The organism is Cupriavidus sp. GW821-FHT02F09, from assembly GCF_059421605.1.
The window spans coordinates 39,161-58,459 of the sequence record NZ_JBWKVH010000027.1; the positions used below are offsets into that span (position 1 = coordinate 39,161).

At 68.0% G+C, this 19,299-nt stretch carries 16 protein-coding genes; 9 read left to right on the plus strand and 7 right to left on the minus strand.

Annotation, left to right across the window (positions count from 1 at the left end; translation table 11 throughout):
* Nucleotides 1-196: 196 nt before the first annotated feature.
* Complete coding sequence (locus AC07XB_RS25540) at nucleotides 197-364, plus strand: hypothetical protein (RefSeq protein WP_492829664.1); 168 nt, start codon at nucleotides 197-199, stop codon at nucleotides 362-364.
* A 30-nt stretch (nucleotides 365-394) separates the two neighbouring features.
* Here the strand turns inward: AC07XB_RS25540 and AC07XB_RS25545 are convergent, their stop codons facing one another.
* Nucleotides 395-1,849: a GntP family permease gene (locus AC07XB_RS25545; protein ID WP_492373018.1), complete on the minus strand. Its 1,455-nt coding sequence runs from the start codon at nucleotides 1,847-1,849 to the stop codon at nucleotides 395-397.
* Nucleotides 1,850-1,928: 79 nt separating this feature from the next.
* Entirely contained in the window at nucleotides 1,929-2,834 is a 906-nt protein-coding gene (locus tag AC07XB_RS25550) for a LysR substrate-binding domain-containing protein (protein WP_492829661.1), read from the minus strand.
* Nucleotides 2,835-3,147: 313 nt separating this feature from the next.
* On the opposite strand from AC07XB_RS25550, the gene AC07XB_RS25555 reads away from it, so the two are divergent.
* The 6 genes from AC07XB_RS25555 (at nucleotide 3,148) to AC07XB_RS25580 (ending at nucleotide 10,160) form a co-directional block, all read left to right on the plus strand.
* Nucleotides 3,148-4,188, plus strand: a complete 1,041-nt coding sequence (locus AC07XB_RS25555) for a Bug family tripartite tricarboxylate transporter substrate binding protein (RefSeq protein WP_492373016.1) — start codon at nucleotides 3,148-3,150, stop codon at nucleotides 4,186-4,188.
* Nucleotides 4,189-4,281: 93 nt separating this feature from the next.
* Nucleotides 4,282-5,874, plus strand: a complete 1,593-nt coding sequence (locus tag AC07XB_RS25560) for a gamma-glutamyltransferase family protein (protein ID WP_492373015.1) — start codon at nucleotides 4,282-4,284, stop codon at nucleotides 5,872-5,874.
* A 146-nt stretch (nucleotides 5,875-6,020) separates the two neighbouring features.
* Entirely contained in the window at nucleotides 6,021-6,272 is a 252-nt protein-coding gene (locus AC07XB_RS25565; protein ID WP_492373014.1) for a hypothetical protein, read from the plus strand.
* Between the two features lie 253 nt (nucleotides 6,273-6,525).
* Nucleotides 6,526-7,374: a presqualene diphosphate synthase HpnD gene (hpnD, locus tag AC07XB_RS25570; protein ID WP_492373013.1), complete on the plus strand. Its 849-nt coding sequence runs from the start codon at nucleotides 6,526-6,528 to the stop codon at nucleotides 7,372-7,374.
* 93 nt (nucleotides 7,375-7,467) lie between these two features.
* Nucleotides 7,468-9,468, plus strand: coding sequence for a squalene--hopene cyclase (gene shc, locus AC07XB_RS25575; protein ID WP_492829658.1), 2,001 nt, complete (start codon nucleotides 7,468-7,470; stop codon nucleotides 9,466-9,468).
* Between the two features lie 11 nt (nucleotides 9,469-9,479).
* Nucleotides 9,480-10,160: a phosphorylase gene (locus tag AC07XB_RS25580; RefSeq protein WP_492829656.1), complete on the plus strand. Its 681-nt coding sequence runs from the start codon at nucleotides 9,480-9,482 to the stop codon at nucleotides 10,158-10,160.
* A gap of 45 nt (nucleotides 10,161-10,205) precedes the next feature.
* Here AC07XB_RS25580 and AC07XB_RS25585 read toward each other — a convergent pair whose 3' ends face one another.
* Complete coding sequence (locus AC07XB_RS25585) at nucleotides 10,206-11,042, minus strand: MlaA family lipoprotein (protein WP_492829654.1); 837 nt, start codon at nucleotides 11,040-11,042, stop codon at nucleotides 10,206-10,208.
* Nucleotides 11,043-11,062: 20 nt separating this feature from the next.
* On the minus strand, nucleotides 11,063-13,732 hold the full coding sequence (hpnN, locus tag AC07XB_RS25590) for a hopanoid transporter HpnN (protein WP_492829652.1): 2,670 nt from the start codon (nucleotides 13,730-13,732) through the stop codon (nucleotides 11,063-11,065).
* Between the two features lie 281 nt (nucleotides 13,733-14,013).
* Between hpnN and AC07XB_RS25595 the strand changes: the two genes are divergently transcribed.
* Complete coding sequence (locus AC07XB_RS25595; protein WP_492373008.1) at nucleotides 14,014-14,670, plus strand: MlaC/ttg2D family ABC transporter substrate-binding protein; 657 nt, start codon at nucleotides 14,014-14,016, stop codon at nucleotides 14,668-14,670.
* A 107-nt stretch (nucleotides 14,671-14,777) separates the two neighbouring features.
* Here AC07XB_RS25595 and hpnH read toward each other — a convergent pair whose 3' ends face one another.
* Both hpnH and ispH read right to left on the minus strand, forming a co-directional pair.
* Nucleotides 14,778-15,944 carry an adenosyl-hopene transferase HpnH gene (hpnH, locus tag AC07XB_RS25600; protein WP_492373007.1) on the minus strand — a complete coding sequence of 389 codons (1,167 nt, stop codon included), beginning with the start codon at nucleotides 15,942-15,944 and terminating at the stop codon, nucleotides 14,778-14,780.
* 33 nt (nucleotides 15,945-15,977) lie between these two features.
* Nucleotides 15,978-16,979, minus strand: a complete 1,002-nt coding sequence (ispH, locus tag AC07XB_RS25605; RefSeq protein ID WP_492373006.1) for a 4-hydroxy-3-methylbut-2-enyl diphosphate reductase — start codon at nucleotides 16,977-16,979, stop codon at nucleotides 15,978-15,980.
* Nucleotides 16,980-17,136: 157 nt separating this feature from the next.
* Between ispH and hpnA the strand changes: the two genes are divergently transcribed.
* Nucleotides 17,137-18,138 (plus strand): hopanoid-associated sugar epimerase, encoded by a 1,002-nt coding sequence (gene hpnA / locus AC07XB_RS25610; protein ID WP_492373005.1) that lies wholly within the window; start codon nucleotides 17,137-17,139, stop codon nucleotides 18,136-18,138.
* Nucleotides 18,139-18,156: 18 nt separating this feature from the next.
* Here the strand turns inward: hpnA and AC07XB_RS25615 are convergent, their stop codons facing one another.
* On the minus strand, nucleotides 18,157-19,296 hold the full coding sequence (locus tag AC07XB_RS25615; RefSeq protein WP_492829650.1) for a glycosyltransferase: 1,140 nt from the start codon (nucleotides 19,294-19,296) through the stop codon (nucleotides 18,157-18,159).
* Nucleotides 19,297-19,299 lie beyond the last annotated feature (3 nt).

Below are 19,299 nucleotides of genomic sequence, written 5' to 3' on the forward strand. Positions count from 1 at the left end.
GCAGGGGGCGCGCCCGCTGGCGGGGCAACGCGCCCCGATCTGAAAATTCTCGTGCGCGGTATTCGGATCTTTACGCATGGCCCAGCCACGCGGCGCCGCGTCTTGACGATCCGGGGGAAACGGTTTCCACTAGCAGTTCGGCCGGGCGCGCGGCGCGCGCCCGGGAACTCACCTGGAGAGAAGGAAACGGATCGCCATGGCCATTACCACCAGCGTCAGAAAAAAGAAGAAGTACCGCAAGGCAGTGCTGAACCTGCGCGCCGCCGTCAAGCGCGGCAACGAGGAAGCCATCAGGATCCGCCGCGAGCAGTTGAAGGCGCTGCCCGTGCCGCGCCAGCGCTACGCGCGTGCGGCCACCACCTGAGCGCCGCGCCGCGTTTTACCCGGAAGCTGCCTAGAACGAACCGAAGGCGCCGCCGAGCGCGATGACCGCCGCCAGCGCCGCGATCGGGCCGATGACGCCAACCACCACGATATCGCGATAGCTTTCGCGATGCGTGGTGCCGCAAACCGCCAGCAGCGTCACCACCGCGCCGTTGTGCGGCAGGCTGTCCAGTGTGCCAGCGCCAATCACGGCGACCCTGTGCATCAGGGCCGGGTCGATGCCTGTCACCTCAGATAGCTGCAGGTAAGTGCCGCCCAGCGCCTGCAGGGCGATGGTCAGCCCGCCCGAAGCCGAGCCAGTCAGCGCGGCGAGCACATTGGTGGCCACCGCCAGCGATACCAGTGGACCGCCCGCGATCGATAACACCCATTCGCGCACCAGTTCAAAGGCCGGCAGGGCGGCCACGACCGAGCCAAAGCCCACCAGGCTGGCCACGCTGATTGCCGGCAGCACGGCGGCATTGGCGCCCGCGTCCATGCTCTCGCGCAGCTTGCCCAGGCGCTTGCGGTGCAATGCCAGCAGGCAGAGGATGGCCGCTGCCAGCGCCACCAGCACCGCCCATACGCCCCCCAGCGCCGCCAGGCTGGTGCCGCCCCAGCGCTCGTTCGCCAGGTAGCTCGCGTCCCAGCGGGGCAACACCAGCAAGCTCATCGCCAGGTTCACGGCCACCACCATCACCAAGGGCAGGAACGCGCTCCACACTGCCGGCCATTCGGCGCTGCGCGCGCCGTGGCGCGCTTCGGCGGGATCGAACGCATTGGCCACCGTGGCGCGCTCGCGTACCAGTTCATCGCCAGCGGCACGGTCGGCGGATTCCAGCGCCTCGTCGCCAAAGCCTTCGCCCGCGCGGCGCGCGCCGCGCTCCATGCGCGCGAGCCACCACAGGCCGAAGGCCAGCATGATGGCGGACGCCAGCACGCCCAGGCCCGGCGCGGCAAACGGCGTGGTGCCGAAGAACGGCATCGGGATCGCGTTCTGGATGGCCGGCGTGCCGGGCAGGGCGGACATGGTGAAGGTGGAGGTGCCCAGCGCAATCGCAGCCGGCATCAGCCGGCGCGGGATCTGCGCGGCGGCGAACAGCGCTTGCGCCATCGGCGCTAGCACGAAGAAGGCCACGAACAGGCTGACGCCGCCGTAGGTGACCAACGCGCCGGCCAGCACCACCGCCAGGATGGCGCGCCGTGGCCCGAGCGTGAGCGTCATCCATGCGGCGATGGCATTGACGCAGCCGCTGTCATCCATCAGTTTGCCGAACAGCGCGCCAAGCAGGAACAACGGGAAGAATTGGGCAAGGAAGCCCGCGGCGCTACCCATGAAGGTCTGGGTCCAGTGCGCCAGCAGGGGCTCGCCGGCCGTGGCCGCGGCCAGCAGCGACGCCGCCGGCGCCACCAGCAGGATGCTCCAGCCCCGGTAGGCCAGCCAGATCAGCAGGCCAAGGGCCAGCAGGATGCCAAGAAGGCCCATGGTGTCAGTGCTCCCGCAGCAGTTTTCAAACCTATACAGCATAGGTGACGCGGCGGTGCGAGCGGTGCAGCGATGAGTGTTATTGCGCTTGCCGCTCCAGCACCTCCCAGAGTTCCAGCAGGGTAGGGTTGCTGGCATGGGCGGCGCGATACGCACAGATATCGAATGCCGAGCACCACGCGGCGTCTCCTGCCGGCACCAGCGTGCCCGCCGCGAGCGCATCGGCCGCGGTGGTGCGCGGCAGCCAGGCCACGCCGTGGCCTTCGCTGGCCATCTTCATCAACAGGATTGCCATGTCGGCCTCATAGCAACGCGCCAGCGCACGGCGTGGCGGCGCGTCTTCGAGGATCACCTCGACGATGCGCCCAAGCGTGGTGCTGGCCGTATAGGCCAGGTAGGGAATCGGTTTGGCGCCACTGCTGCCTAGCGGGAACAGCGGGGCGCCGCGCGCATTGGGCGCGCACAGCGGCATCAGCACGTCGTGCCCGACCGTGAGGCTGCGGAACTTGTCCGGATCCAGCGAGACCGGCACCCGCGCATGGTTGTAGCCCAGCATCAGGTCGCAGTTGCCTTCCGACAGCGCCACCACGGCTTCGAGCACGTTGGCGGCCACGACCCGGGCATTGAACTGGCCGTAGCGCTTCTGGCATGCCTTGAGCCAGCCCGGCAGGAAGGTCAGCGACAAGGTATGCCCGGCGGCGATCTGGATGGCCTTGCCCGGCATGCGGCTTTCCTGGCGCAGCGTGGCACGTGCCTCCATCAGCAGCGTGAGTGCCTCGCGCCCGCTGGTGCAGAAGGTTTTGCCGGCCGGGGTCAGGTCCATGGGGAAGGTGTTGCGGTCGACCAGCACCGCGCCGGCCCAGTCCTCCAGCGAGCGGATGCGCCGTGACAGTGCCGACTGCGTGATATGCCGCAACTCGGCGGCGCGCGAGAAGCTGCGCGTCTTCTCCAGGACCAGCAGGTCGTCGATCCATTTCAGCTGCATGGGATGTGCCTTCGGAAGCGTCGGAACGGTGAGGGAAAGCCTGCCGCCGGCTTGGCCTGCCAAGGGCGCCAGGCCGTGGCACGCAATGCGTATTCCATTTTCGCATAGCTCTATGGCCGATCCGCATTCCGGTGGCCGCCGGGCGGGCCTAAAATCTGCGCTTCCCGTCAGTCAATCTCGCCCCAAGGCGAAGCCAGATCCAGCATGACAGGGGCGCGCAAACAAGCCGGCAGCCAAAGCGGCTGCGCCCCGGACCGTTCCGACTCTACCTCGGCAGTTAACGTCTTCGACGCTATCCGGAGCTACCCTGATCATGTTTATCCAGTCGCTTTACCGTACCCGCACGTTGCAGGGGCCAGCCCGTCTCTTCCGTGGGGGCAAGCGGGCACAAGCTGGCCTGCTGCTGGCGCTGGCCGCGGGCGCCGCTGCCACCGCCACGCCAGCCGCCGCAGCGGACTACCCGGACCACGCGGTCCAGCTGGTGCTGTCCTTCCCGCCGTCCGGCGCCACCGATGTGCTGGCGCGCGCGGTGGGCCAGCGCCTGTCCACCGTGCTCAAGCAACCGGTGGTGGTGGACAACCGCCCCGGCGCTGGCGGGGCTATCGGCATGAGCTTCGCGGCCAAGGCCGCGCCCGATGGCTATACGCTCTACCTGGCCGCTGTCAGCAATGCCGCCATCGCGGCTGCGACGTATAGCAACCAGCCCGCCAGCCTCGCCCGCGATTTCGTGCCCATTGCCGGCATCGGCACCGTGCCGCATATCCTGGTGGTGCCGGCCTCGTTGCCGGCGCATTCGGTGCCTGAGCTGGTCAGCCTGCTCAAGGCGTCTCCCGGCAAGTACAACTTTGCCTCGCAGGGCTCCGGCACGTTGTCGCACCTGGAGTCGGAGCTGTTCAAGCTGCGTACCGGCGTGGACGTGGTGCACGTGCCGTACAAGGGCAGCGCCTTCGCGCTGCCGGACCTGATGGCAGGCCGGGCGAGCATGATGTTCGACAGCATTCCCTCGGCCCTGCCGCACGTGAAATCCGGCAAGCTGCGGTTGCTGGCGGTGGCGTCCGAGCATCGTCTGAGCTCCTTGCCCGATGCCCAGACGGTGACCGAGGCCGGCATCCGAGACTTCCGTGCCGACAACCTGTTCGGCCTGGTTGCGCCCAAGGGCACGCCGCCCCAGGTGCTCAAGCAACTTTCCGCCGCGATGAAAGAAGTGCTGGCCGCGCCGGAGCTGGCTGCGGCCATGGAAGCACAGGGCGTGCAGATCAAGTACACCGCGCCCGAGCCGTTTGGCCGCATGATCGGCGACGAGATGCGCGCGTGGGAGAAGGTGGCGCGCGCGGCCAACGTCAAGATCGAGTAGCCGCCGCGCAAGAACAAAGCACAAACGCATCTGGCCGGCGCTGCCGTGCAAGCCGCTGGCCAGAACCCCCAACCCTCGGAGCCTCGCAAAGCCATGACCAATTTCTGGAATTTCCCCTATCCTTCGCAACGCGTGCCCGTGCTGGCCGACAACGTGGTGGCCACCTCGCAGCCGCTGGCGGCCGCGGCAGGCCTACGCATGCTGGCCCGCGGCGGCAACGCCGTGGACGCGGCGCTGGCCACGGCGATCGCGCTGACCGTGGTCGAGCCGTGTATGAACGGGATCGGCGGCGATGCCTTTGCGCTGATCTGGGATGGCAAGGAGCTGCATGGCTTGAACGCCAGTGGACGGGCGCCGGCGGCGTGGACGCCCGAGTATTTCTCGCGCTACGGCAGCATGCCGGTCAACGGCTGGGACACCGTGACCGTGCCTGGCGCCGTTTCCGGCTGGCGCGCCACCTGGGAAAAGTTCGGCAGCCTGCCGTTTGCCGAGCTCTTCGAGCCCGCGCTGGAATACGCGCGCAACGGGTTCCTGGTCTCGCACACCGTGCACCGCCAGTGGCAGGCGCAGGTGCCCGTGCTGATCGACAAGCCGGGCTTTGCCGACGCCTTCGCGCCGAACGGGCGCGCGCCGCTGCCGGGCGAGCGCTTCATCTGCGCGGGCCAGGCGCAGACGCTGGCGCGCATCGCCCAGACCAAGGGCGACGATTTCTATCACGGTGAGCTGGCCGGCCGTATCGCCGCGCATGCGCGCGCCACTGGCGGGCTGATCACCGAGGCCGACCTGGCCGCCCATCGCGCTGACTGGGTCCAGCCGATCAGCATGTCCTATCGCGACCTGGAGTTGTTCGAGATCGGCCCGAACGGGCAGGGCATCGGCGCGCTGATGGCGCTGGGCATGCTGGAGCATTTCGATGTCGCGGCAATGGGCGTGGACTCCGCCGCCGCTATCCATGTGCAGGTGGAAGCCATGAAGCTGGCGTTTGCCGATCTGCACGCGTATGTGGGCGACCCTACGGCAATGACCGAGGTGCAGGCCGCCCACCTGCTCGATCGCGCCTACCTGGCCAGCCGCGCCAAGGCCATCGACCCGGAGCGCGCGGCGGCAGCCGGCCCGGGCAAGCCCCACAGCGGCGGCACCGTGTACCTGACCACGGCGGACAAGAGCGGCATGATGGTGTCGTACATCCAGTCCAACTTCAAAGGCTTCGGCTCCGGCGTGGTCGTGCCCGGCACCGGCATTGCGCTGCATAACCGTGGCTGGGGCTTCAATCTCAAGCCGGGCCACCCCAACCAGGTGAGCCCTGGCAAGCGGCCGTTCCACACCATCATCCCTGGCTTCCTGATGCGCAAGGGCGCGCCGCTGGCCAGCTTCGGCGTGATGGGCGGCTCGATGCAGGCGCAAGGCCACCTGCAAATGGCCAGCCGGCTCGCGGATTTCGGACAGAACCCGCAAGCCGCGTGCGATGCGCCTCGCTGGCGCGTGCTGGACGACAACGCCACCATCGCGGTGGAGTGGAATTGCCCCGCCGCCACCGTGGAAGGCTTGCGCGCGCGCGGCCACAAGGTGGACGTGGCGCCGCAGGGCAACCTCGAATTCGGCGGCGCGCAGATCGCGATGCGCATGGAGGATGGCTACGCGGCGGCTTCGGACCACCGCAAGGACGGCTATCCGCTGGGGTTCTGAGCACGTTTCCTGCCTGCCGGCTGGCGGCACCGGAGTGGCTCGCGCGCCAGCCACGGCGCAAAAAATGCTCCGGTGCGTGGTCCAGGGCACATTAAACGGCCGTACCACGGGCCTACACTGGCGCCATCCCTTCGAGGAAGGCCGCCATGAACAAGCTAAGGTCCAGCCGTCTGCTCGATCGCATCTCGCCGTCTGTGCTGGCCGACCTGCGCCGCATGCGTGCCGCCGCCGAGGCCGAGCGTGCGCTGGCCGCGCAGGTTGCAGCAAGTGGCGCGGGTGCCATGGAATGCGATAACAACCCGCTAAACGATGCTAACTACATCGAAATAGCGCGCTACGATCCAAGGCGCGGCAGGTTCGTGATGGAGCGCCGCCGCGCCAGCCAGCGCGTTAAATAGGCGCTCGCCAGCCAATCTGAACGCGGTGCCGCGCGCGCTAGGCCAGCGCCAGCCCCGGTGGCGCTGGCGGTGGCCTGCACGGCACACCCTCCTCCAACCCCCTTCTTCGGCTGGTGCCTGAGCCCATGGCCGGAGTTGGTATAATCGCCCACTACCCCAAACATGCCGCCTGGCGCTGCGTGCCGGGCTGTGGCGACAAGCCAGGCCCAGGCAGCAAAGCAGCACGGCGGTCCAACGCGTGACGAGGAGTTACGTGGCCGGAACAGAAATCGCAGTGCAAACCGTCCCGCAAGCGGGCCATGCCGTATCGTCCGGCAGCTCATTCCATACCGCCCTCAAGATCCTGCCCGCCGCGCAACGCGAGGCGATGTTCGAGATCTATGGCTTTTGCCGTGCGGTGGACGATATTGCCGATGGCGATGGCCCGCGCGCCACGCGCCTTGCCGGGCTTGACGCCTGGCGCGCCGATCTTGCCGCGTGCTATGCCGGCACGCCGCCGGCGGCATTGCGCGGGCTGGCTGCCCAGATTCAGCGCTTCGGCTTGCAGCAGGAGGATTTCCTCGCCGTCATCGATGGCATGGCCATGGACGTGCACGCGGATATCCGCGCCCCCGACAACGCTACGCTGGATCTCTATTGCGACCGCGTGGCCAGTGCGGTGGGGCGCCTTGCCGTGCGTGTGTTCGGTATGGAGCGCGATGCCGGCGTAGCGCTGGCGCATCACCTTGGCCGCGCGTTGCAATTGACCAATATCCTGCGCGATATCGACGAAGACGCGGAGCTGGGCCGTGTGTACCTGCCGGCCGAAGCGCTGCTGGGCGCGGGCGTGCCGATCGGCGCGCCGCATGCCATCGTCGGGCATCCCGCCGTTGGCCGCGCGTGCCTGGACGTCGCGCAGCAGGCGCAGGCGTACTACGACCAGGCATTCGCCATCATGAACGCGGCGCCGCGCCGCACGGTCCGTTCGCCGCGCATCATGGGCGAGGTCTACCACGTGATCCTGCAGGGTTTGCTGGCACGCGGCTGGGCTGCTCCGCGTGCGCGGGTGCGCGTGCCGCGGCCGCGATTGTTATGGATTTTGCTGCGGCATGGCCTCGTCTGAGGTGGTCCCGCCGATTGACTGCCGCACAAGGCCGCTGACGGCCGCGTGCGGCATTGCCGTAATTGCGTTGTTGAAAAGAGGACATCGAAACCGATGAGCCAAGTTGCACTATCCCCCAATTCGAATGAGCCCGCGCAAGATGAGCTGGAGGGCACGCTTGACCGCGCGCTTGACGCCTTGCTGGCGAGCCAGCGGCCGGATGGCCACTGGGTGTTCGAGCTGGAGGCCGACGCCACGATTCCGGCGGAATATGTACTGCTGGTGCACTACCTGGGCGAGACCCCGGATACCGTGCTGGAAGCCCGTATCGCGCGTTACCTGCGCCGCATCCAGAACGCCGATGGCGGCTGGCCGCTGTTCCATCAGGGCCGCTCGGACATCAGCGCCAGCGTGAAGGCGTATTTCGCGCTCAAGATGATTGGCGACGACACCGAGTCGGAGCCTATGCGCCGTGCCCGCGCCGCCATCCACGGGATGGGCGGCGCCGAGGCCAGCAATGTCTTCACCCGCACGCTGCTCGCGCTGTACGGCGTGATGCCGTGGCAGGCGGTGCCGATGATGCCGGTGGAGATCATGTTGCTGCCGCTGTGGTTCCCGTTCCACCTGTCCAAGGTCGCGTACTGGGCCCGCACGGTGATCGTGCCGCTGCTGGTGCTCAACAGCCTGCGTCCCCAGGCCAGGAACCCGCGTGGCGTGGGCATCGACGAATTGTTTATCCGTCCTTGCCAGGCAGCCCGGCTGGCCCCGCGCGCGCCGCACCAGAAGCGCGTGTGGTTCGGCTTGTTCCGTGTGCTCGACGCCGGCTTGCGCGTGGCGGAGCCATTGTTCCCCCGCAGCCTGCGCGCGCGCGCCATCGCCCGCGCCGAGAAGTTCGTGCGCGAACGCCTGAACGGCGAGGATGGCCTGGGTGCGATCTTTCCGGCCATGGCGAATGCCGTGATGATGTTCGACGTGCTCGGCGTGCCGCGCACCGATCCCGATGTGGCGGTGGCCCGCGCCTCCATCGAGAAGCTGCTGGTGGTGCATGGCGACGAGGCCTATTGCCAGCCGTGCCTGTCGCCGGTGTGGGACACCTCGCTGGTCAGCCACGCCTTGCTGGAAGTGGGCGGCCCGCGCGCCGAGGCGGCCGTTGAGCGCGGCTTGCAATGGCTGCGCCCGCTGCAGGTGCTGGACGTGCGCGGCGACTGGATCGTGCGGCGCCCCGACGTGCGTCCCGGCGGCTGGGCTTTCCAGTACGCCAACCCGCATTACCCGGACGTGGACGACACCGCCGTGGTGGCGATGGCCATGGACCGCGCGGCGCGCACCGGCGCAGCCGCGCCGGCTGTGGCACCGGCCAGCCATCGTTCACGCTACGAAGAGGCTGTCAGCCGCGCGCGCGAGTGGGTGGCGGGCATGCAGAGCGGCAACGGCGGCTGGGGCGCGTTCGAGCCCGAGAACACGCATGAGTACCTGAACAATATCCCGTTCGCGGATCATGGTGCCTTGCTCGATCCGCCCACCGCCGACGTGTCGGCGCGCTGTCTGTCGATGCTCGCCCAACTGGGCGAGACCGCGGCCAGCAGCGAAGCCTTCCGGCGCGCCCAGCGTTACCTGCTCGACGAGCAGATGGCCGACGGCAGCTGGTATGGCCGCTGGGGCACGAACTATGTCTACGGCACGTGGAGCGCGCTGTGTGCGCTCAATGCGGCCGGCATGGCGCCCGAAGCGCCGGAAATGCGCCGCGCCGCCGACTGGCTGATCTCGATCCAGAACGCTGACGGCGGCTGGGGCGAGGACGGCAGCAGCTACCGCCTCGACTACCAGGGCTACGAGACCGCGCCGAGCGTGCCGTCGCAAACCGCCTGGGCGGTGCTGGGCCTGATGGCCGCGGGCCAGGTCGATCATCCGGCCGTGGCGCGTGGTGTGGACTACCTCATGCGCATGCAGCAGGCCGACGGCCTGTGGAGCGAGGCGCGCTTCACCGCGGTGGGCTTCCCCCGCGTGTTCTACCTGCGCTACCACGGCTACGCGCGCTTCTTCCCGCTGTGGGCACTGGCGCGCTACCGCAACCTGCGCCGCGACGGCACGCGGGCAGTGGCGTGGGGGATGTGACGGCGCCAAGCTTGCCGCAACGCCATGCCGGTCCCACGCTGGTGGTGACTGGCATGCGCTTCGAGGCCGGCATCGCCGCCGGCCCCGGCGTTGAAACCCTGCACGGCCTGCGCGCCGAAGCCTTGGCGCAAGGCCTGCGGCAACGCCTGGCGCATCCCTGCGCCGGCGTGATCAGCTTTGGCGTGGCCGGCGGGCTGGATCCCGCGCTGTTGCCCGGCCGGGTGATCGTCGCCTCTGCCATCCATGATGGGAATCGATTGCGGCCCGTTGACGCCAGTTGGTCGCGCTCGCTTTCGCTTGCCTTGCCCGAGGCCATTTCCGGCGTGCTTGCCGGCGCTGACCAGGCTGTGACCTCGGTGGCGGCCAAGACGGCGTTGCATGCGGCCACCGGTGCGCTGGCGGTCGACATGGAATCGCATATCGCAGCGCGTGTCGCCGAGGAATTCGGGCTGCCGTTCGCCGCCTGCCGGGTGGTGATCGATCCCGCGCAGCGGGAAGTGCCGCCCGCCGCGGTGGCCGGCATGGGTCCCGATGGCAGCACCGACATCTGGGCATTGCTCAAGGCGCTGCTGGCGGGGCCGGGACAGGTGCCGGACCTGATCCGGCTGGGCAGGGATGCGAGGCTGGCCAGGCTTGCGCTGCTGGCCGCCAGGGGCAGGGTGGGGATGGGGTTTGGCTTAGGCCCGGATTAAGGCCCGGATTAAGGCCAGAGCCAGCCAGACAGGGTCAAGCCAGGCTCAGGGCTTCTTCGCTTCGCCTTCGGGTGTTTTGTCTTCCGCGCCGGCAGGCGCGGGGGTGGTGGCCGGCGCCCCCGGTGCGCCAGGCGCAGGCGCCGCGCTTTCGGCCGGCGCTTCGGTATCCTCATAGTCCGGCAGCTTCCCTCCACCGCCCTGGATCAGGTACTGCCTGCGCTGGCGGTATGCATCGCGCACAAAGCTGTACTTATCCAGCGCCGCCAGCGACAGCAGATCGGTCGCGCCAAGCGCATTGGTCCGTGCGTCCAGGAAGCCCAGGCCCCACAGGCCCCACTTCACGCCTTCATCGTTCACCCACGTGGTCGGGGACAGCTGGAAGTTCACATACAGCCCAACGCCGTCGCGGACCGAGCTGGGGCCGAACAGCGGCAGGACCAGGTACGGGCCGGCCGGCACGCCCCAAACGCCGAGCGTCAGCCCGAAGTCCTGGGAGTGCTTGCCGATGCCGGCGGGCGTGGCGATATCGATCAGGCCGCCAATGCCCAGCACGGAGTTCACCGCCACCCGCATGAAGCTTTCCGCCGCATCCACGCCCTTGCCTTGCAGCAGGTTGTTGACCGTATTGCCGACGTCGGCGAGGTTCGAATAGAAATTGGTGACCGCCGTGCGCACCGGTTGCGGCGTGACGGCGCGGTAGCCCTTGGCCAGCGGCGTCGCGACGTACTCGTCGGCCTTGTCGTTGACCTTGAAGACAACGCGGTTGAGCGGCTCCAGGGGGTCGTCAGGGCTGGCTTGCGGGCCGCTGGCGCAGGCTGTGACCAACAGCGAGAAAGAGAGCGCCGGCAGGAGGCGAGAGAGGCGAGAGTCGGGGTGAGTCATTGTTCTATGGAGACGAGACATCAATGGGCCGGACCGGTGGCGGGGGCCGACCGCTCGCGCGGCCGCCCCATCAGGATCGGCTGAAAGAATACGGCACCGACCAGCGTGCATGCTAGCGCGAGTGCCAGCAATTTGCCCATGCTGGCCGTGCCCGGATGCTGGGACAGCCACAGGCTGCCGAAGGCGGCGGCGGTGGTGGCGGCGCTGAACAGCACGGCGTGCGTCAGCGGGGATTGCAGCAGTTGGGTCTTGCCCTCGCGCCACGCGATCACGTAGTAGATCTTGAAGGCCACGCCGATGCCGAACAGCAGTGGCAGCGCGATCACGTTGGCGAAATTGAGCGGAATACCGAACACCACGCACAGCTCCAGCGTCACCAGCGCGGACACCAGCAGCGGCACCAGCGTGCGCAGCACATCACCCACGCGGCGCAGCGTGATCCACAGCAGCAGCGTGATCGACAGCACGGCCCACACGCCGGCCTGGGCAAAGGCTGTCATGATGGTGTCGGCGGAGCCTCGGATCGAGATCGGGCCGCCAACCGCGGTGGGCTCGACGCGCTGGACGGCGTCGATAAAGCGCGTGAGCGCGGCGTCGCGCGCATCGCTGTCGCCGGTGCTGGAGGCGTCTCCCGGCGTGGCCGCGACGGGAAGCTTGGGGCTCACGCTGACGAGCGCCTGGCCATCCGGGGCAACCCAGTCGCGCACCAGTGCCGGCGGCAGGGTTTCGCGGGCGATCGGCTGTGGCGCTAGCGCGCGCTGCAGCCGCGCCAGCGCCAGGCGCAGCGGCTGGGCGATGGCTTGCTCGGCGCGCTCGCGCGTGGCCGCGTCCGCGGCGGCCAGTTTTCGCAGCGAGGCTGCCAGGCGCGCCGCCTCGGCGGCGCCCGGGCCGGGGTGCTCGTCCGCGGCAAGCGCGAGCTGGCGTGCCGCGTTCTTGAGCGAATTGACTAGCCTGGCATCGTTGGCAGGGGTGGCCGTTGCCTGCGTCAGCACCGGCATCAGGCTGGCCGAAGCGGCGGCGATCAAGGCGAGCCGCGCTGGCTGGTCGTCGGGGATGAAGGTCTGCAGCGTGACGGCGCGCGAGACTTCCGGCAGCGCTGCCAGGCGGGCGGCGGCGTCCTGCGCGGCGGCCAGCGAGGGCGCCAGCACGCTGACGTTGTCGGTGCCTGCCTGGGGCGCGTCCTTGAGCGAGAGCAAGGTGGCCATCGACTCGGAATGCGGATCCTTGAGGTGCAGCGGATCGAAGTCGAAGCGCAGGTGCATCAGCAGCGGCGACCCCGCCAGAATCAGGGCGCCGGTTGCAAGCAGTACGCGCTTGCGATTGCGCTCGAAGAAATCGTCGGCGGGCGCCAGCCATTTAAAGCCAGGCACTTTGACCCGTCCCACTTCGTCCTTCGGGCGGAACACGGTGATCAGGGCGGGCAACAGCGTGATGGTGGTGAGGAACGCCACCAGCATGCCCACGCCGGCGATCTGGCCCAGCTCGGCCACGCCGCGATAGTTGGTGGGCAGGAAGCAGAAGAAGGCCGCCGCGGTGGAAGCCGCGGCCAGCGCCAGCGGCACGCCGACTGCCCGCGCCGTGCTGGCCAGCGCGTCCGGGATATCGGTATGCACATGGCGCTCGGCGCGGTAGCGCACGCCAAACTGGATGCCGAAATCCACGCCCAGGCCGACAAACAGCACGGCAAAGGCCACGGAGATCATGTTGAGCGCGCCCACCATGGCCAGCCCGAGGGCCGCGGTGATGGCCAGTCCGACCGCCAGGCTGGCCAGCACGGCCAGGATCAGGCGCTTGGAGCGCAACGCCAGCCACAGGATCAGGATCACCACCAGCACCGTCAGCGCGCCATTGAAGGCCGCGCCTTCCTTGACCGAGGCAAACTCGTCGTCGGCCAGCGCCTGCGAGCCGGTCAGGCGTACCTGGGCGCCGTAGCGCTGTGCCAGGCCCAGCTTGGTGGCCGTGGCGCGGATGGCATCGGCGGCATCCGCGCCGGCCTGCAGGCCAGCGTAGTCAAGCACGGGGCTGAGCGCGACGAACGCCGTGGCGGGGTGGCCCGGGGCGGGCTCCTGGCTCGAATCCACCAGCCCGGTCCAGGACAAGGCGCCCGGCTTGCCAGCGAGTACCCGGTCGACCGTATCCGCGCTCTTGCCGAGCAGCTTGGCCATGTCGCCCAGTTTGACCTGGCCCAGTTGCAGCGGCAGCGACAGCGTGGTCGATAGCGTATCGGAAAGGCCGCGCAGGGTCGGGTCGTGCGCCAGCGCGTTCAGGAGCGGCCGCGCCTGGGTCAGCTCCGACGTAACGTCGCGCAGCTTGGCGGTATCGACGAAGAGCAGGCCGTTGCGTTCGAAGAATTCGCCGCCACCGGGCTGGCTGACGGCGCGAAAGAGCTTGCCTTGCTTGGCGAGCGCGTCAGCCAGCTCATTGGCGGCGGCGTTCGCCAGCTCGGGCGCCGGCGCCTGTACCACCGCCAGGATCATCTGGTCGCGTTGGGGAAACGCGGCGCTTACGGCGGCATCGCGGCGCGCCCAGGGCTGGTCCGACTCGAGCAGGCGGCTGATATCGGTATTGATGGCGAAATGGCCGGCCACATAGGCGCCGCTGACGAGGGTCAGCAGCAACGCCAGCGCGATGACGGGCCATGCGCGGCGGGTGGAAAACTGGACAATGCGGATGACCAACGACGTCAACATGGGCGATATAGGGAGCAGTAACGGTGTGGTGCGCAATGACGCGCGTAGTCAAAGGCGCAAAGCAGGGCGCAAAGTGGCAGCCGCGAGTATAACGGGACGGCGCGGTGTGGCGCTGCGCGGAGCGCGCGCGCCGGTGCGCTATACTGCCCCGGCACGTGCGCGCGGACCGGGCTGCAGCCCTGCAGCGGCGCAGCGCGGCGCATTTCCTGTTTGATTTTCCTGGCAAGTCTGCCGGGCGTTGCCGGCGGCGAACCGACTGGCATTTTCAGGTCCAAATTCGCATGAAGAAACACGGTATTGCTTTCCAGGCCCTCGTTCCCCTCATCCCCCTCGTTCCGCTTGCCGCAGTGGCCATGGTTTGCCCCGCGCAAGCGCAAACGGTTGACAGGTCCTCGCCGGACCGCCTGGTACGTGCGGCGGTCGAGGGCGTGATCGGCACCATCCAGTCCAGCCCCGACACCCGCAACGGCGACCTCGCCAAGATCACCGCGGTCGTGCAGCGCCAGTTCCTGCCGTACGCCGATTTTGAGCGCACCACCCGGCTGGCGGTCGGCAGCGCCTGGCGCAATGCCACGCCCGAGCAGCAAAAGCAGCTGTACGAGCAGTTCCAGACCTTGCTGGTGCGCAGCTACGCGGTCTCGCTGTCGCAACTGCGCGAGCAGAACGTGAAGTTCAGCTACAAGCCGACGCTGGCCGCCAGCGGCGCCACGGATGTCGTGGTGGAGACACGCGTGCTGAACAACGGCGATGAAATGCAGATCGATTACCGCCTGCAGCGCAGCGGCAACGGCTGGAAGATCTACGACATCAACATGATGGGCGCCTGGCTGATCGAGGTGTACCGCCGCCAGTTCGCCGATATCGTCGCGCGCAACGGCATCGACGGCCTGCTCAAGTACCTGGCCAACCACAACGCACGCCAGTCCGCCGACGCCTGAGCGCCGGGCCTGAGCCAGCGCGTCAGCGACAACGCCAGACACAAAAGGCTCGCCCCCGGGTACGCGCGGTACCCGGGGGCGAGCCTTTTTGCTGGCCGGCCTTCGGCTTAGTGCGCAGCGGCCTTGCGTGCCGCGGCGTCGTTGGCTGCTTTGGAAGGCTTCGCGCGGCCGATCTCTTCGAGCTTGATCTCCACGTGCTTCGAGAACACGTACTCGGCCGGGCGCTGCTGGGTCAGGTCGATATCCGGTGCCATCGGGCCCGACGTACGCACGCCGCGCAGGCTCACGCCCAACGCCTTGAGCGGGTGCGCGATGGTGTCCGCTACCGCGGTGGCCTCAAAGCCGCTATGGACCATGCAGTCGGCACACTTCTCGTAGTGGCCCACGCCATAGGCGTCCCAGTCGGTGCCTTCCATCAGTTCCTTGAAGGTGTCGACGTAGCCTTCGCCCAGCAGGTAGCACGGACGCTGCCAGCCGAACACGGTGCGCGCCGGATTGCCCCAGGGCGTGCACTTGTAGGTCTGGTTGCCGGCCAGGAAATCCAGGAACAGCGTGGACTGGCTGAACGCCCAGTTCTTGCCGGCGCGGCCGCGCGACAGGATGTCGCGGAACAGCTGGCGGGTCTTGCCGCGGTTCAGGAAGTGCTGCTGGTCGGGCGCGCGCTCGTAGGCGTAGCCCGGCGAGACGGTGATGCCGTCCACGCCCATGGCCTTCACGGAGTCGAAGAAGCGGGCGACCTTTTCCGGCTCGGCATCGTTGAACAGCGTGCAGTTGATGTTGACGCGGAAGCCGCGCTTCTTGGCCGCGGCGATGGCTTCGACGCAACGGTCGTACACGCCTTCCTGGCTCACCGAGCGGTCGTGCATCTCGCGGTCGCCGTCCAGGTGCACCGACCAGACGAAGTACGGGCTCGGCTCGTACTGGTCCAGTTTCTTTTCCATCAGCAGCGCATTGGTGCACAGGTACACAAACTTGCGGCGCGCAATGATGCCCTTGACGATGGTGGGCATGTCCTTGTGCAGCAGCGGCTCGCCACCGGCAATGGACACCACCGGTGCGCCGCATTCGTCGACCGCGCCCAGGCACTGCTCGATGGACAGGCGCTGGTTCAGGATGGGATCCGGATAGTCGATCTTGCCGCAGCCGTTACAGGCCAGGTTGCAGCGGAACAGCGGCTCGAGCATCAGCGCGAGCGGATAGCGCTTGTTGCCCGAGAGGTGCTGCTTGACGACATAGGCGCCCACGCGGGCAACCTGCAAAAAGGGAATGGCCAAAATGTACTTCCTTGTTATAGGGGCGCCCGGGCGTTAGCCAGCGGCGGTTTGCGGGTCCGGCTGCGGCGCGGCTTCGGCGGTGGCCGTGCCGGCTGCCTGCCTGCGCGGCGACGGATCGGCCAGCTCGGCTGGCAAGCGGAATTCGGCGTGTTCCTCGCGGCCATCCATGACCGATACGTCCACCGGGCCGAGCTGGCGCAACGTGGCGATCACGTCCTTGACCATTTCCTCGGGGGCGGAGGCGCCGGCCGTGATCCCAACGACTTCGACGCCGCGCACCCACTCGGGGTTCAGTTCGCTGCCATCGGCAATCAAATAGCTGGGCACACCGCTCTCCGTGCCGATTTCACGCAGGCGGTTGGAGTTGGAACTATTGGTGGCGCCGATCACAAGGATCACTTCCACCTGCTTGGAGAGCTCGCGCACGGCGCTTTGGCGGTTTTGCGTGGCGTAGCAGATGTCACGCGTATCCGGCCCGACCAGATTGGCAAAACGCCGGCTCAGGGCGGCAATTATATTACGTGTGTCGTCCACGCTGAGCGTAGTCTGGGTCACGTAGGCAACCGGGGTGTCTGCGGGCAGGTCGAGCAGTGCGACTTCCGCCTCGCTCTGCACCAGGATTACCTTGCCGGGAATTTGCCCCATCGTGCCCTCGACCTCCGGATGGCCGGCATGGCCGATCAGGATCACGGTGCGGCCACTGGCGGCGTACTGACGCCCCTGGGTGTGGACCTTGATCACCAGCGGGCAGGTCGCGTCGATCGAGTGCAGCTGGCGGGTCCTGGCATCGCTCTCGACATCCTTGGAGACACCATGCGCGCTGAAGATGGTGACGGCGCCGGTCGGCACTTCGTCCAGTTCTTCCACAAATTGCGCGCCCTTGCGTCTCAACCCTTCGACCACGTGCTTGTTGTGCACGATTTCGTGTCGCACGAACACCGGGGCTCCGTGTTTGACGAGGGCACGGTCTACAATCTCGATCGCGCGCACCACACCAGCACAAAAACCGCGGGGTTGAGCAAGAATCACCTGCATAAAGATAGGCCCCCCGACCCAGTCAACGGGTTCAGCATAAGTTGATATTCCGGAATCACTTTCCCGTCATACGGTGGTTACTATATACCGGTGCGGCAACCTTTGCCTGGCACCTGGCTACAGCCAGCAACACTTTGAGGGTTTTTCGGTGGGTGAAATGAGTTCAGGGGACTACGTCCTGGTAACGGGCGCATCCGGCTTTCTCGGCTCGGCAGTGGCGCGGCAGGCACTGGCGCGCGGTTTTCGCGTACGGGCGATGGTACGCGCCGGCAGCCCGCGCCGCAACCTGGAGGGCCTGCCCGTGGAGATCGCCGAGGGCGACATGCGCGACGCGCGCGCCATGGAAAGCGCGCTCCGAGGGGTGCGCTATCTCTTCCACGTGGCGGCGGACTACCGGCTGTGGGCGCCGGATCCCGAGGAAATCGTGCGCACCAATGTGGCTGGCACCGAGACGGTGATGGGTGCGGCACTAGCTTGCGGGGTCGAGCGCATCGTCTACACCAGCAGCGTGGCTACCTTGCGCGTCGCGGGCGCCACCGCGCCGGTGACCGAAGAGGCCGCCATGGCCGGCCATGAGGCGATTGGCGCCTACAAGCGCAGCAAGGTGCTGGCCGAACGCGTGGTGGAGCGCATGGTGGCCCGCGACGGGCTTCCTGCCGTGATCGTCAACCCCTCCACGCCGATCGGCCCGCGTGACGTGCGGCCCACGCCCACGGGCCGCATCATCGTAGAGGCCGCCACCGGCAAGATTCCCGCCTTCGTCGATACCGGCCTCAACCTGGTGCATGTGGACGACGTGGCCGAAGGCCATATGCAGGCGCTGGCGCGCGGCGTGACCGGCGAACGCTACATCCTCGGCGGGCAGGACGTGGGCCTGCAACAGATGCTGGCCGATATTGCTGCCATGACGGGGCGGCGTGCCCCAACCATGCGCTTGCCGCGCTGGCCGCTTTACCCGCTCGCCTACGCGGCGGAGGCGGTGGCGCGCATGACCGGCAAGGAGCCTTTCCTGACAGCGGACGGCCTGTCGATGTCGAAGTACCGGATGTTCTTCAGCTCGGAGAAAGCCCGCCTGGCGCTAGGCTACCAGGCGCGGCCATATCAACAAGGGCTGAGCGAAGCGCTCGACTGGTTCCGTAGCGCTGGCTACCTGGGTTAATGGGTTAAGCCCCGACGGTCAGCCCCGTTGGGGCGCCTGCGCGCGTCCCTTCCACTGGCCGCCTTTGCGCAGCCAGTAGCGGCGCGCGGAGTCGACCGTGGCGCCGAGGTAGAACAACGCCGTCACCGGCAGCAGGGGGGCCAGCCAGAGCGGCTGGCGGTATTCACGCAGCATGGGCACGTAGGCCAGCGCCATGGCCAGCCAGGCGGCCCATGCCGGCCACAGCCGCAGGCCGCCGCCGAGCGCCAGCAAGGGCGGCGCCAGGTAGGTGAGGACCATGCCGGCCACGGCGCCGGCCAGCAGCAGCGGCGAGTAATGCAATTGGGTGTAGGCGCTGCGGGCAATCATGTCCCACAGGCTGCGCCAGTCATCGTAGGGACGCACGGAAATGCTGTCGTCGGCCAGGTCAAGGCGGATCGAGCCGCCTTGCTTGATGCAGGCGGCCAGGCTGCAGTCATCGATCAGTTCGCCCCGGATCGCGGCAAATCCACCAATGCGGGCCAGCGCGGTACGGCGCGCCAGCATGCAGCCGCCGGCGGCCGCCGCCACGCCGCTGCGCGGATTGTTCACTCGCGCAAACGGGTAGAGCTTGGCAAAGAAGAACACAAAGGCCGGGACGATCAGGCGCTCCCACCACGATGCGCAGCGCAGCCGCACCATCAACGACACCAGGTCCCGCTGCTCATGCGCGGCACGCGCCACCAACCGGGCCAGCACGCTATTGCCGTGGTGGATGTCTGCGTCCGTCAGCCATACCCAGCCGGCTCCGGGCGCTGCCTTGTCGGCGGCTGCGAGGCCTTCGGACTGCGCCCAGACCTTGCCGCTCCAGCCGGCCGGCAGGTCGCGCGCCGTGATCACGGTCAGCGCATCTGCCTTGCCCAACGCCGCCGCGGCGCTGCGCGCGAGGTCGGCGGTGCCGTCGGTGCTATGGTCATCCACCACCACCAGCCGCAGCGCTGCCGGATAGTCCTGGCCCAGCACGCTGGCCACGGCGCCGCCAATCACGTCCGCTTCGTTGCGAGCCGGGATGATGGCAACCACCTCAGGCCATTGCGCGGGCGCGGGCGCGGGGCCGGGCTTGCGCACTCGCCAGAAGCCGGCACGGCCGGCAAGCAGCACGCACCAGATGGCGAGCGAGATCAGGGACAACACAAACATCTC